The organism is Streptomyces sp. NPDC001100 (assembly GCF_053598575.1).
The window spans coordinates 1-14,139 of record NZ_JBSFKO010000010.1; the positions used below are offsets into that span (position 1 = coordinate 1).

Genomic DNA, 14,139 nt, shown 5'->3' on the forward strand with positions numbered 1-14,139 from the left:
CGCTCCAGACGCTGCCGTTGACGGAGAAGATCCAGGCCGAGAAGTTCGACGCGGTGTTCGGTGGCGGCCGTCGGGACGAGGAGAAGGCCCGGGCGAAGGAGCGGGTGTTCAGCCTCCGGGACGAGTTCTCGCAGTGGGACCCGCGCCGGCAGCGGCCCGAGCTGTGGAACCTCTACAACGGGCGGCACGCGCCCGGTGAGCACGTCCGCGTCTTCCCGCTGTCCAACTGGACCGAGCTGGACGTCTGGCAGTACATCGCCCGCGAGGGCATCGAACTCCCGCAGATCTACTTCGCGCACGAGCGGGAGGTCTTCAACCGGGGCGGTATGTGGCTGACCGCGGGTGAGTGGGGCGGGCCGAAGGCGGCCGAGACCGTCGAGAAGCGGCTCATCCGGTACCGGACCGTCGGTGACATGTCCTGCACGGGCGCCGTCGACTCCGACGCGGTGACCCTGGAGCAGGTCATCACCGAAATCGCCGCCTCCCGGCTGACCGAGCGGGGCGCCACGCGCGCCGACGACAAGCTGTCCGAGGCCGCGATGGAAGACCGCAAGCGCGAGGGGTACTTCTAACCATGAGCACCATCACGGAACTCACCGAGACGACCCTCCTGCGGTTCGCGACGGCCGGTTCGGTCGACGACGGCAAGTCCACGCTCGTAGGACGGCTGTTGCACGACTCCAAGTCGGTCCTCACCGACCAACTCGAAGCCGTACAACGGGTGTCGGCCGACCGCGGCCAGGACGCACCCGACCTCGCACTGCTCACCGACGGCCTGCGCGCCGAACGGGAACAGGGCATCACCATCGACGTGGCGTACCGCTACTTCGCCACGCCCAAGCGCCGGTTCATCCTCGCCGACACCCCCGGTCACGTGCAGTACACCCGCAACATGGTGACGGGTGCCTCCACCGCCGAGCTGACGGTGATCCTGATCGACGCGCGCAACGGAGTCGTCGAGCAGACCCGGCGGCACGCGGCGATCGCGGCGCTGCTGCGGGTCCCGCACGTGGTGCTCGCGGTGAACAAGATGGACCTCGTCGAGTACAAGGAGTCCGTGTTCGCGGCGATCGCCGAGGAGTTCACGGCGTACGCGAGCGAGCTGGGCGTCCCGGAGATCACCGCGATCCCGATCTCGGCGCTGGCCGGGGACAACGTGGTGGAGCCGTCCGCGCACATGGACTGGTACGGCGGGCCGACCTTCCTGGAGCACCTGGAGTCGGTGCCGGTCGCGCACGACCTGAGCCACTGCCACGCGCGGCTGCCCGTGCAGTACGTGATCCGGCCGCAGAGCGCCGACCTGCCGGACTACCGGGGGTACGCGGGCCAGATCGCGGCCGGTACGTTCCGTGTGGGCGAGGCGGTCACGGTGCTGCCGTCCGGGCGGGCCACGAGGATCTCCGGCATCGACCTGCTCGGCAAGCCGGTCAACACCGCGTGGACCACGCAGTCGGTGACCGTCCTCCTGGAGGACGACATCGACATCTCGCGCGGCGATCTCATCGTGCCCAGCAAGGACGCCCCGGCGACCACGCAGGACATCGAGGCGACCGTCTGCCATGTCGCCGACCAGCCGCTGACCGTGGGCCACCGGGTCCTCCTCAAGCACGGCACCCGCACGGTCAAGGCGATCGTCAAGGACATCCCGTCCCGCCTCACGCTCGACGACCTGTCCCTGCACCCGCACCCGGGACAGCTCGTCGCCAACGACATCGGCCGCGTGAAGATCCGCACCGCGGAGCCGCTGCCGGTGGACTCGTACGCGGACTCGCGCCGTACGGGATCGTTCATCCTGATCGACCCGGCGGACGGCACCACGCTGACCGCCGGCATGGTCGGGGAGTCGTTCGCGGCGCCGGAGCCCGTCAAGGACGGTACGGACGACGACGGTTGGGACTTCTGACATGACGTCCAGGGACTTCTACTCCACGTTCGCGAAGGAGGGCGGCCGGGTCGGCAGCGGCGCCCTCGGCAGCGGGCAGGGCGGAGTGGCGCGATGTGCGGGCTGACGTACGCGCACTGCCTGCGCGCCCCGTCCCCCCACCCGCCGTCCCGGACGCGACGAAGACCTGCCGACCTCCCGGCCACGACCTGAGACCGTGACCGCCGGGCCAACGAGAGGAACCCCTCCCGTGCCTGTCAACCGCTCAACACTTCTGCGCCGCGGCACAGCCGTGGTCGCCGCGCTCCCTCTGCTCACCCTCGCCGCGTGCGGTTACGGGTCGGACTCCAAGAGCACCAACTCCAAGGAGAAGGTCGCCGCCGGGTCCTCCAAGATCGACGGTCTCGCCTCCGTGAAGATCGGCTACTTCGGCAACCTGACCCACGGGACCGCGCTCGTCGGCCGTGAGCAGGGTCTGTTCCAGAAGGAACTGGGCGCCACCAAGGCCGAGTACGCGACCTTCAACGCCGGCCCGTCCGAGATCGAGGCGCTCAACTCGGGCTCCATCGACATCGGTTGGATCGGCCCCTCCCCGGCGATCAACGGTTACACCAAGTCCGACGGCAAGAGCCTGAAGATCATCGGCGGTTCGGCGTCGGGCGGCGTGAAGCTGGTCGTCAACCCGAAGAAGATCAAGTCCTTGAAGGACGTCAAGGGCAAGAAGATCGCGACGCCTCAGCTGGGCAACACGCAGGACGTGGCGTTCCTCAACTGGATCGCGGACCAGGGCTGGAAGGTCGACGCGCAGAGCGGCAAGGGTGATGTCACCGTCGTCCGCACCGACAACAAGATCACGCCGGACGCCTTCAAGGCCGGTTCGATCGACGGCGCCTGGGTGCCGGAGCCGACCGCGTCGAAGCTGGTCGCCGAGGGCGGCAAGGTACTGCTCGACGAGTCGACGCTGTGGCCCGACAAGAAGTTCGTGATCACGAACATCATCGTGTCGCAGAAGTTCCTGAAGGCGCACCCGAAGGTCGTCGAGGCGGTGCTGAAGGGCTCGGTCGCGGCCAACAAGTGGATCAACGCCAACCCGACCGAGGCGAAGGCCGCGGCGAACAAGCAACTGGAGGCCGACTCCGGCAAGGCGCTGCCCGCCAACGTCCTGGACCCGGCGTGGAGTTCGATCCAGTTCACCAACGACCCGCTGGCCTCGACGCTCAACACCGAGGCGGCGCACGCGGTGAAGGCCGGCCTGCTGGAGAAGCCCGACCTGAGCGGCATCTACGACCTCACGCTCCTCAACAAGGTCCTCAAGGCCGACGGTGAGAGCACGGTCGACGCCGCCGGTCTCGGCACGAGCTGATCGAGGGATCCCGATGACTTCCCAGGAGGTGACGACCATGGCCACGACCCTCGCCAAGGAGACCACCGCGTCGGTCGAGCACGCGGCACGCCTTGAGCACGTCTCGAAGTCCTTCGCGACGCCGGGCGGGCAGCAGCTCGTCCTGGACGACATCACCATCGATGTCGCGCCCGGCGAGTTCGTCACCCTCCTGGGGGCCTCGGGCTGCGGCAAGTCCACCCTGCTGAACCTGGTGGCGGGCCTCGACCGGCCCACCACCGGGTCCATCACCACGGACGGCCGCCCCGCCCTGATGTTCCAGGAGCACGCCCTGTTCCCGTGGCTCACCGCGGGCAAGAACATCGAACTCGCCCTGAAACTCAGAGGAGTTCCGAAGGACGAGCGACGCGGCCGGACCGAGGAACTGCTCGAACTGGTCCGGCTGCCGGGCGCGTACGGCAAGCGGGTGCACGAACTGTCCGGCGGTATGCGGCAACGCGTCGCCATGGCCCGCGCGCTCGCCCAGGAGAGCCGCATCCTGCTGATGGACGAGCCGTTCGCGGCCCTGGACGCCATCACGCGGGACGTCCTGCACGACGAACTGACGCGCATCTGGGGCGAGACGGGGCTCTCGGTCCTGTTCGTCACGCACAACGTGCGCGAGGCGGTACGGCTCGCCCAGCGGGTGATCCTGCTGTCATCGCGGCCCGGCCGGATCGCCCGCGAGTGGACCGTCGACATCCCGCAGCCGCGCCGCATCGAGGACGCGCCCGTGGCCGAACTGTCCCTTGAGATCACCGATGTACTGCGTGGGGAGATCCGCCGTCATGGCCAGCACTGAGACGACGACGGTCAAGGACGCCGGGAGCGTCGAGGCCGGCCTCGACGCCCTGGAGACCACGGTCACCGGCCGTCCGAGCTTCCGGCAGACCTTCGTCAACAAGATCTTCCCGCCGATCGTCGCCCTCGCGGTGGTGATGGTCGTCTGGCTGATCCTGACCCCGATCGTCGACGACCCGAGCAAGCTGCCCTCGCCGGGTGCCGTGGGCACCGAGTTCAAGAACGCCTGGCTGCAGGGCGATCTCCTCGGCTACATCTGGACCAGCGTCTCGCGCGGTCTGCTGGGCTTCTTCTTCGCGCTGCTGATCGGCACCCCGCTGGGTCTGATCGTGGCGCGGGTGAAGTTCGTCCGCGCGGCGATCGGCCCGATCCTGTCCGGCCTCCAGTCGCTGCCGTCGGTGGCCTGGGTGCCGCCGGCCGTGATCTGGCTGGGTCTGAACAACTCGATGATGTACGCGGTGATCCTGCTCGGCGCGGTCCCCTCGATCGCCAACGGCCTGGTCTCCGGCGTCGACCAGGTGCCGCCGCTGTTCCTGCGGGCGGGCCGCACGATGGGCGCGACCGGCGTCAAGGGCATCTGGCACGTCACCCTGCCCGCCGCGCTCCCCGGCTATGTGGCCGGCCTGAAGCAGGGCTGGGCGTTCTCCTGGCGCTCGCTGATGGCGGCGGAGATCATCGCCCAGTTCCCGGACTTGGGCGTGGGTCTCGGCCAACTGCTGGAGAACGGCCGTACCAACAGCGACATGGCGATGGTCTTCGAGGCCATCATCCTGATCCTGTTCGTCGGTATCGCCATCGACCTGCTGATCTTCAGCCCGCTGGAGCGGTGGGTACTGCGCAGCCGCGGTCTGCTGGTGAAGAGCTGAGCTGATTCCCGTGCACCAGAGGCCGGTCCTCCTCGTCATCGCCCACGGCAGCCGCGATCCGCGGCACGCCGCGACCGTCCACGCCCTGGTCCGGCGGGTACGGTCACGGCGGCCCGGGCTGCGCGTGGAGGTCGGCTTCCTGGACTTCAACATCCCTTCCGTGCAGGGGGTGTTGGAGTCACTGGCGGCGGAGGGCGTGCGGGACGTGGTGGCGCTCCCCCTCCTCCTGACCCGCGCGTTCCACGCGAAGGCGGACATCCCCGCGGTCCTGCGGGAGGCACCGGCACGGCTGCGGATCCGGCAGGCGGAGGTACTGGGCCCGTCTCCGTTGTTGTTGCGGGCTCTCGAACGGCGTTTGTACGAGGCCGGGTTGACGCCCGCCGACAAGTCCTCGACCGGAATCGTGCTGGCCTCGGCGGGGTCGACCGACCCGGAGGCGACCGCGGTGATCGCGGACCTCGCGCACCAGTGGCGGCGTACCGGCTGGTGCGCGGTACGGCCCGCGTTCGCCTCCGCGGCCCTGCCGCGCACGGAGGACGCGGTACGGGAACTCCGTGCCCTGGGCTGCGAACGCGTCGCCGTCGCCCCCTACGTCCTGGCCCCCGGCTTCCTCCCCGACCGCATCGCGCGGGGCGCGGCGGGCGCGGATGTGCTCGCCGAGGTGCTGGGTCCGGCGCCGGAGGTGGCGCGGGTGCTGCTGGAGCGCTACGACGCGGCGGCCCTGGCTCCGGCGCTCACGGCCGTCGGAGCGTAGCGTCTTCACGGTTCCCACCTGCCCGGATTCCCGGAAAGGGGTCTCCCCCGGCTCCCGGATCTGCTGGGATGGTGCCTCTGAGGGCTAGTGGGGAGCAAGTAGACGTGGCGGGTCAGGAGTTCGGGCATCATGAAGGGCCTGCGCCGGCCCAGCTGCACTACGCCTCGGCGCCGTCCGGCTCCGAGGATTCCGGCCCCCGGTTCACGGCGGTCGGCGCGGAGGTGCCGCCCGGGGTACTGCGGGAGGCCGAGCGGCTCCTCGGGTACGAGCCACCGCCCGACAGCCCGCAGCAGCCCGACGCGGAGCAGCTCAAGAGATTCCCGACGGTCTTCAGCTTCAGTGAACTCGCCGACGGCGGGCGGCTGTTGAGCCGTTCCGTGTGCACCGGCACGGACTGGGCCGGGGGCCCGGTCTCCTTCCACGCGCACGCCGTTCTGCTGCCGACCGGGACCCGGCTGCCGGACGGTGTCCTGCCCATCTCCACGTGGGAGTCGCCGCGTTGGGCCGAGGCGACTCCCCCGGACGGCAGGGCCGGTCCCGTCGACCGGTTCGAACCGTCGGGGCTGCTGCGCGGGGAGGCGCTGGTCCCCTTCGCGGTGTCGCGGGCCGAGCGGCTCGCCGCGTTCTTCGCCGATCTGCGGGCGGTGGCCGCGGACCCGGGTGCCGGACAGATCGTGGTGGTGGAGCAGGACAGCGCCGACGTGGCCCGCTGGATCGCCCTCGCCTGTACGGTCCTGCCGCGTGAACAGGCGCACCGGCTCACCTTCACGACGTACACCCGCGACCCTCGGCAGGTCCGTCACCAGCTCGTCGGCGTGCTGCCGTCCTCCGAGCCCGTCACCGACGACGGGCGCTACCGGGTGCACAACTGTGCGGGCCGACGGCCGTCCGGGCCGGTCACGGACACCTGGGCCGAGGTGTGCGCCCGCGTCTGGCGCGCGGGCCGCCCCGATCTGTTCCACAACGCCCCAGACGATCTGGGCCCGTTGACGGTGAGCGCTCTCGTCGCGGGGGTCGATCTGCGTACGGATGCCCGTGCGGCGGCGGCGAGTTGGGCGGCCGAGCAGGTGGGCGTGGTGCCGGACGAGAGGCTGACGGCATTGGTGGCCGGGTTGTGCCGTGGTCCGGTGCCGCACCTGGGTTCCCCCTCGCAGACCCTGCCCGGTGAGGCCGAACTCGTCGCGCTGGCCGCGCTGTTGGCCCGGTTGGACGGACGGGTGACGGCCGCGGTGTCGGCGCCGCTCGCCGCGCGGGTGCTGGCGTCGGCGGTCCTCGCCCATGGGCCGGTACCCACTCTGCGCGCCGGTTCCCTCACCGCGCGGGACCACGACGACCTGGCCCGCGATCTCGCACCCGCCCTGCGGGCCGGGATCGCGGACACGGCCGAACCGGCCGCCGGACGGCCCCTCGCGCTGCTGCGTGCCGCCGACCTGCTCGACGTCGACTGCCAGGACGAACTGCCGGAGCTGGCCGAGCGGTTGGCGCGGGAGTTGGTGAACGCCTCGGCGGCGTCCCCGTCGAACGGCGGGACTCCCGGCGTGGGCTGTCCGCCCGCGCTCCTGGACGCGGTGCACACCCACCCCGGGCTGCGGGTCGCGCTGTTCGGTTCGCTCGACACGCTCGCCGCCGCGGAACCGGCGGCCGCGGCAAGGGTGTTGAAGGGTTCGGGGCTGCCGCTGGACCTCCAGCAGTCCGGCTTTCCGCATCTGCGGATGTGCGTCGCACCGGAGGGGTCGGACGACCGGCTCGACCGGTTCCACGGTCTGCTCCGCATGGCCGGGATCTCGCCGCACGCCGATCCGACCGTGCTGCGCACGGCTCTCCGCCTCACCTGGCCCGGTGGTGACCTGCCGACCGGCGCGGAGGCGGGCCTGCTGCTGAAGGAACTGGGTTCCGACACCCACCGCGCCGCCGGCACCCGGGAGTTGCTGATCGAGGCGGCGCTCGCCGCTCCCCCGGACGACCCCGGCATTCCGGCGCTCGCCACCGATCTGCTGCGCTGCTTCACCACGGAACTGGGGCCGGGGCGGCGCACGGCCCTGCTCCTGCTGGAGTTCACCGGGCGGCTGGGCACCGGGAGCGAGGGCGAGGAGTGGGTCGGCCGGGTGCTGGACCTCACGGCCGGCGCCGTCGCCGATCCGGTGCCGGACACCGTCGCCGAACGCGCCTTCCAGGCCCTGGCGGCACGGCTTCTGGAGGGGGCGGCACCGGAGAACGAGCTGTACTCGCTGGCCCGTTCGGGCGAGCCGCGGCTGCTCGCGGCGTACGAGCGGGCGGCCCGCTCGGAGCGGGTGGGGGACCGATTGCGGGCCGACCCCGGGTATCTCGCCGACCGGTTCCGCGACTGGACCGCGTTCCCGGGGACGTATCCCGGCTGGGACGAGACCCGGAGCGCCCTGCTGGCCAAGGTGTTGCGGCCGGTCGTGCGGGCGCTGTCCGCGCGGGAGCAGGGCGAGGTCGAGGCGGCGCTGGACCGCTCGGGCCGCGGCAAACTCGACGCGTTCCGTGCCTGGAACCGCCCGGGCACGCTCGGGCGTCTCGCGGGACGGCTGTCGGGGCGGGGCCGGCGTGCGGAACATCCCGGTGTGTGACCGGCCCGGTGGCCGGCGGGGAGGCGCCGCCCGAAGTCCGGCACTCCCCTGTGATGTCGGACCCCGGACGGCCCGTCCGTAGCACGGCCCCCGCCGGCGTGAGCCGTGTCGCGGGGGTCGCTCTCCGTACTGCGTCACTCGCCGCGTTTATGTCACTGGGCGACTTCAACTCGCCGGAGTCAGTCGAAGGACAGTCCCCCGGTACGCGTCCGCTTCAGCTCGAAGAGGTCGGGGTGCGTGGCCAACACCCGGAAGCTGTCGAAGAGTTCGGCCGCCTTCGCGCCGCGCGGAATGGCCCGCAGCACCGGGCCGAACCACACCGTCCCGTCGACGTGCAGGGTCGGCGTGCCCACGTACCCGCCCGACTCCTCCTCGACGCCCGCCTCGTGACTGCGGCGCACGGCGTCGTCGTACGACGGATCGTGGGCGGCCTCGGCGAGGGCGGCGGGAAGACCGAGTTCGGCGAGGGACTCGGCGATCACGGCGTCGAAGTCGTCGTGGCGCCGCTCGTGGATGCGGACGCCGAAGGCCGTGTACAGGTCGCGCAGGACCTTGTCGCCGTGCTGTTCGGCGGCGGCCACGGCGACGCGGACCGGGCCGATCGACTTGTCGACCAACTCCCGGTACCAGTCGGGGAGTTCGTTGCCGATGTTGTGGAGGTAGAGGCTCATCGCGTGGAAGCGGAGGTCGAGCGGGCGCTCGCGCTCGACCTCCAGCAGCCAGCGGGAGGTGATCCAGGCGAAGGGGCAGGCGGGGTCGAAGTAGAAGTCGACGCGGACGGCGGTGTCAGTGCTCATACACGGAACGCTAGCCGTCGATTGGGCCGAATACTCGGTCCAATCACCCGGTATCTCAGTGGTCCAATTCGCTCATGGCCCGTTGCCTCGGGTCCCGTCCGCTGGACGCGAGGGCCCGCTCGAACACCGGGGCGTCGTCCGGTACCGGCACCGGGTCGGCGAAACCGTCGTACTGGCGGTAGAGCGCGCCGTGCTTCTCGACCACGTCGAGGACGAGGCGGGCGGCGCCGTCCGAGACGCGGTACTCCTGGCCGGTGGCCGTGGCGACGTCCCAGCCGTGCACCGCCAGCTCCTTGATGATCATCGCGGCGAGTTCGTCGGCCGGCATCTTCGCCATGCCGAGGTCGACCTCGCCCTCCCACACCGCCGGGTCGGCCCAGGCGGCGACGGCCCGGTCCAGCTGGGCGGCGTAGGCCCGTGCCCAGTCCGGGTCTGCGGTGAAGTCGCGGGCGGTGAGTTCCTCGGAGAGCTGCTTGCGCAGGGCGCGGTGCTCCAGGCCGTGCGAGGTGTAGAGGACCCAGTGGTTGACCATCGCGCGGACGTCCCAGTCGGGGCAGTGCGTGGGGTCGTCGAGCTGGGTCGCACGGACACCGCGCGCGACCCGGGCCGCCTCGGCGGCACATTCGATCATGTACGGGTGCAGGTCGTGGTGGTTCGTTCGGTCCGGGTGCAGGTCGTCGTCGGTCATGTGCCCCACGCTAGGCAGCGCGCCGTCAGGACTCTTGAACAAACGCGACAGCCTCGTCGGCGAGGCGGACCAGCTCGTCGAACGGCAGCGAACCGGCTGCCCGGCGCTCGCGTGCGAAGTCGTTCGCGAGCCGTTGCAGCAGGTCGTTGAGTGGTGTCGGTACGCCGTGCAGCCGCCCCAGCAGCGCGATCTCGCCGTTGAGGTAGTCGGCCTCGATGGTGCCGGTGCCCCGGTTCAGCGACTGCCAGGAGGAGCCGCCGCCGCGCGGTGCGCCGTCGATCTCCACGAGCCGGATCTTGTCGCCGCGCGCCTCCTCCGCCTCCTCGTCGCTCGCGTACGCGATACCGGCCGCGTCGAGCACGGCCGCGCCCTCGGCCCGCACCCGCCCGTGGAACACGAAGCTCTCCTCGCTGCCGAGCGGCCCGGAGACCGCCTCGATCGCGTTGGCGAGATTGCCGAGCAGCTTGGAGTACTGCCAGCGCGTGACGTCGGGCACGACCGGCGCCTCGAAGCTCGACTTCTCCAGGTCGGCCGCGATCAGCCGGGCGGTCTCGTCCGTGCCGTGGGGATAGCGGCCGAGGTGCAGGATGCCGGTGAGGGGAGCACCCCCGGCGGCGACCACGCCCGGTTCGACGAAGGTCGCGGGCAGCCAGACGCAGACGCCGTACACCCGCCGGAAGCGACGCAGGGCCAGGCGCTGGCTCTCCACCCCGTTCTGCGCGCAGACGACGGGCAGCCGTTCGGCGGCCGTACCGCCGCCGGCGACCGGCGCGGGTCCCCAGGCCGCGAGCGCGGTCTCGCTGTCCTGCGTCTTGACGGCGAGCAGGAGGACGTCGTCGGGCCTCAACTCGCCGAGTTCCGCGGGCTCTTGGACGACCGGCAGCCGGTAGGTCGAGTCGCCGTCCGGCACCTTGAGCCGCAGTCCGTGCCCGGCCAGCGCGGCCCGTTGCGCACCCCGCGCGACGAGGACGACCTCGCAGCCCGTCCCGGCCAGCCGGCCACCGACGGCTCCGCCGACCGCCCCCGCTCCGATGATGATGTAGCGCATGGGGACGAGCCTCGCACAGAGTGGATCTCTCCCTCCAGGAGGGATCTCAACCGCCGGTCAGCTCCACGAGTTTGACCACGGTGTTCCAGTTGCGGGTGGTGGCGATCAGTCCCTTGTTCAGGCGCGGCCGGGCCAGTTCGACGGCGAGCCTGGAGCGGCCGAGGCCGTCGGGGACGTAGAGGTACAGCGCGCGGTCGCCGAGGCGGAACTCCTCGGGGAGGAAGGCGGATCGGTCGAATTCCGCGAAGCGGTCCTCGGCGACCGGCTGCGAGTAGTAGGTGACGTGGAGCTGCTTGGCCTCCAACTCTGCGGCGGGGAAAGGGCAGTTGTCGGCGATGGCCTTGAGGTAGGCGTGGTCGCGGACGACGACGTCGACCGTGAAGCCGAACCGCTCCTCGATGGCCCGGGCGATCTCCGCCGCGTGGGAGTCCTCGTCCCCGTGGCCGCTCGTGAACACGGCCTGGCCGCTCTGGAGGTAGGTGCGGACGTCGCCGTGTCCGAGGCCTTCGAGGAGTGTGCGCAGCTCGGCCATCGGGAGCTTCTTGTTGCCGCCCACATTGATCCCGCGCAGCAGCGCCGCATACGTCGTCGTCATCCGCACACCATAAAGCGGCCTTCGTGCCCCGTGGGGGTGGGCACGACGGCCGCTTCCTGTGGTGCGCGGGTGCGCGGAAACTCTCGCGGATGAGGTGGCTCCGGATCAACACCTACGGGCACACCTACAAGCACCTGTGACTTGTTCAACAAGGTTCCTTAATAACAAAGCGGACCCCTGCCGACGCATCGGACACCCTGATCGCCACCCCCGAGACGCCCGGATAGATGTAAGGGGCCGCTGTCCTCCCCAGTGGTGAGGGCCCGGGGTCCGTGCGGAGGAGCCGCGCCGCCGGTACTTCACCGGTCAGCACGAGGGGCCGTTCTTATTCCGCACATATCTTCGATCCATGAGGTGGCGGCAGGGGGCTGTCACCGTGCACAAGGGGGCAAGCCCGTCATGGGGAACGGAGATTCGCGGGTGCGGGGTCTCGCCGCCCGGGCCGGCGGCTGGAGCGCCCGGCACCGGTGGGCCGCGGTCGGCATCTGGGTGCTGTTCGTGGTGCTGGCGATGGGAATCGGTTCGGCGGCGGGCCGGGTGGACGTCGACGAGAACGACCAGCTGAAGGGCGAGACGCACACCGCCGCCCGGATCATCGACGACGCCGGGATCAAGGAGCCGGCCAGTGAGACGATCCTGATCCAGTCGAAGGACGGGGCGCTCACCTCCACGGACGCCGAGTTCCGCTCCGCGGTCGGCGCGGTCGTCACGGCGGTGAACGGCACCGGCGAGGTCACGGACGTGACCTCGCCCTACGACACGAAGACGATCTCGAAGGACGGCCGGAGCGCGCTCGTCCAGTTCGACATGCGCGGGGACTCGGACACCGCGGGCGACCGGGTGGAGCCGGTGCTGAAGGCCGTCGCCGGGGTGCAGAAGGACCACGACTCGCTGCGGATCGAGGAGATCGGCGGCGCCAGCATGGCGAAGCAGTACAAGGACGCGTTCGGCGACGACTTCAAGAAGGCCGAGTACTCCGCCGTACCCGTGGCCCTCGGCATCCTGCTGATCGCCTTCGGCGCGCTGGTCGCGGCGCTGCTGCCGGTGGCGCTCGCCCTCACCGCGATCATCGCGACGATGGGTCTGATGGGCATCGTCAGCCACGTCCAGCCGATGAGCGACACCGCCAACTCCGTGATGCTGCTGGTCGGTCTGGCCGTCGGCGTCGACTACTGCCTGTTCTATCTGCGCCGCGAACGCGAGGAGCGCGAGGCCGGCCGGGACGCCGGGGCCGCGCTGCGGATCGCCGCCGCGACCAGTGGCCGCGCGATCATCGTCTCCGGGGTCACGGTGTGCGTGGCGATGGCGGGCATGCTGTTCACCGGGCTCGCCGAGTTCGAGGCGATGGGCCTGGCCTCGCTGATGGTCGTCGCGGTCGCCATGGTCGGCTCGGTGACCGTACTGCCCGCGCTGCTCTCGCTGCTGGGCGAGCGGGTCGAGAAGGGCCGTATCCCGTTCCTGCGCCGGCGCAGCCGCCGGGGCAACGGCGAGAGCCGGTTCTGGACCGCCGTCCTCAAGGGCGTGCTCGCCAAGCCGCTCGTCTCCGTCCTGGTCGCGGCCGGCGCGCTGCTGGCGATCGCCGCTCCCGCACTCGGCATGAAGACCGAGAACCTCACCCTGGACCAGGAGTTCGGCAACTCCCTCCCGATCGTGGGGACTTACAACCGGGTCAACGACGCCTTCCCCGGCGGCTCCGAACCGGCCGAGGTGGTCGTCAGGGCCAAGGACATCAACTCCCCCGAGGTCAAGCAGGCGTTGGCCGACTTCAAGGCGCAGGCGGTCAGTTCGGGCGCCTCGCTCGGCCCGGTCGACATCAAGCTGCACGACGCGCAGAACGTCGCCTTCGTCGACGTCCCGCTCGTCGGCGGCTCCGACCAGGACAAGGCCGCGAAGAGCCTGGAGAAACTGCGCGACGACGTGCGGCCCGCCACCCTCGGCAAGGTCGACGGGGTCGAGGCACCGATCACCGGGCAGGTCGCCGGTTCGCACGACTTCAACGACCAGCTCCTCGGATCGGTCGTCCCGGTCTTCGCGTTCGTCGTGGTCTTCGCCTTCCTGCTGATGCTCCTGTCGTTCCGCTCGCTGACGGTCGCGATCACTTCGATCGCCCTCAACCTCCTTTCGGTGGGCGCCGCTTACGGCATCCTCGTCGGCGTGTTCCAGCACGGCTGGGGCGCCTCGCTGGTGGGCGCGGAGGGTGTCGGCGCGATCGTCACCTGGCTGCCGCTGTTCCTCTTCGTGATCCTGTTCGGCCTGTCGATGGACTACCACGTGTTCGTCGTCTCCCGCATCCGTGAGGCGAGGCTGCGCGGCCGTACGACACGGGACGCGATCCAGCACGGCGTGGTCACCACGGCGGGCGTCGTCACCAGCGCCGCGATCATCATGGTCGCCGTCTTCGCGATCTTCGGCACGCTGTCCATGCAGTCCATGAAGCAGATGGGCGTGGGCCTCGCGGCGGCGGTCCTCATCGACGCCACGGTCATCCGGGGCGTCCTGCTCCCCGCGGTGATGGCGCTGCTGGGCGAGCGCAACTGGTACTTCCCGAAGTGGCTCCACCGCCTTCCCGACCTCACGCACGACGAGTCGCCGGAGGAGATCACGTCCACTGTGGCGGGCGAGGGAGAGCCGGTGCGGGTGTAACTCCGTTGAGCTGAGGACTTGTTCGTGTCCAGGGCACAGCAAAGGGACGTACGCCCACCGGGTCCGGCCTGTCCGGACCCGGTGGTTCGGCGT

The 14,139-nt window shown here is 70.7% G+C and carries 12 protein-coding genes; 8 read left to right on the forward strand and 4 right to left on the reverse strand.

The features are described 5' to 3' along the window. The 7 genes from cysD to ACWDEW_RS16345 form a co-directional block, all read left to right on the forward strand. The coding region (cysD, locus tag ACWDEW_RS16315) for a sulfate adenylyltransferase subunit CysD (protein ID WP_450513395.1) at nucleotides 1–572 on the forward strand (572 nt) is incomplete at its 5' end. Between the two features lie 2 nt (nucleotides 573–574). Further along, nucleotides 575–1,903 carry a sulfate adenylyltransferase subunit 1 gene (locus ACWDEW_RS16320; RefSeq protein ID WP_450513397.1) on the forward strand — a complete coding sequence of 443 codons (1,329 nt, stop codon included), beginning with the start codon at nucleotides 575–577 and terminating at the stop codon, nucleotides 1,901–1,903. Nucleotides 1,904–2,132: 229 nt separating this feature from the next. Further along, entirely contained in the window at nucleotides 2,133–3,245 is a 1,113-nt protein-coding gene (locus tag ACWDEW_RS16325) for an aliphatic sulfonate ABC transporter substrate-binding protein (protein ID WP_450513398.1), read from the forward strand. Nucleotides 3,246–3,282: 37 nt separating this feature from the next. Beyond that, nucleotides 3,283–4,065: an ABC transporter ATP-binding protein gene (locus ACWDEW_RS16330; protein ID WP_450513399.1), complete on the forward strand. Its 783-nt coding sequence runs from the start codon at nucleotides 3,283–3,285 to the stop codon at nucleotides 4,063–4,065. Then, nucleotides 4,052–4,930 carry an ABC transporter permease gene (locus ACWDEW_RS16335; RefSeq protein ID WP_450513401.1) on the forward strand — a complete coding sequence of 293 codons (879 nt, stop codon included), beginning with the start codon at nucleotides 4,052–4,054 and terminating at the stop codon, nucleotides 4,928–4,930. The genes ACWDEW_RS16330 and ACWDEW_RS16335 overlap by 14 nt, the downstream gene beginning before the upstream one ends. Nucleotides 4,931–4,940: 10 nt before the next feature. After that, nucleotides 4,941–5,684, forward strand: a complete 744-nt coding sequence (locus ACWDEW_RS16340; protein ID WP_450513403.1) for a sirohydrochlorin chelatase — start codon at nucleotides 4,941–4,943, stop codon at nucleotides 5,682–5,684. Nucleotides 5,685–5,788: 104 nt separating this feature from the next. Then, a complete protein-coding gene (locus ACWDEW_RS16345; protein WP_450513405.1) occupies nucleotides 5,789–8,275 on the forward strand; it encodes a GTPase-associated protein 1-related protein in 2,487 nt (828 codons plus the stop codon). Nucleotides 8,276–8,454: 179 nt separating this feature from the next. On the opposite strand, the gene ACWDEW_RS16350 is transcribed toward ACWDEW_RS16345, so the two are convergent. The 4 genes from ACWDEW_RS16350 to ACWDEW_RS16365 are packed head-to-tail and all read right to left on the reverse strand — an operon-like array spanning nucleotide 8,455 to nucleotide 11,403. After that, nucleotides 8,455–9,072, reverse strand: a complete 618-nt coding sequence (locus ACWDEW_RS16350; protein WP_450513407.1) for a mycothiol-dependent nitroreductase Rv2466c family protein — start codon at nucleotides 9,070–9,072, stop codon at nucleotides 8,455–8,457. 55 nt (nucleotides 9,073–9,127) lie between these two features. Further along, nucleotides 9,128–9,760, reverse strand: coding sequence for a TIGR03086 family metal-binding protein (locus tag ACWDEW_RS16355; RefSeq protein ID WP_450513409.1), 633 nt, complete (start codon nucleotides 9,758–9,760; stop codon nucleotides 9,128–9,130). Between the two features lie 25 nt (nucleotides 9,761–9,785). Next, a complete protein-coding gene (locus ACWDEW_RS16360) occupies nucleotides 9,786–10,808 on the reverse strand; it encodes a ketopantoate reductase family protein (protein WP_450513411.1) in 1,023 nt (340 codons plus the stop codon). Between the two features lie 46 nt (nucleotides 10,809–10,854). Further along, nucleotides 10,855–11,403 (reverse strand): DUF1697 domain-containing protein, encoded by a 549-nt coding sequence (locus tag ACWDEW_RS16365; RefSeq protein ID WP_450513413.1) that lies wholly within the window; start codon nucleotides 11,401–11,403, stop codon nucleotides 10,855–10,857. Nucleotides 11,404–11,802: 399 nt separating this feature from the next. Here ACWDEW_RS16365 and ACWDEW_RS16370 point away from each other — a divergent pair, with 399 nt between their 5' ends. Beyond that, entirely contained in the window at nucleotides 11,803–14,046 is a 2,244-nt protein-coding gene (locus tag ACWDEW_RS16370; RefSeq protein WP_450513415.1) for an MMPL family transporter, read from the forward strand. The last annotated feature ends 93 nt before the right edge of the window (nucleotides 14,047–14,139 follow it).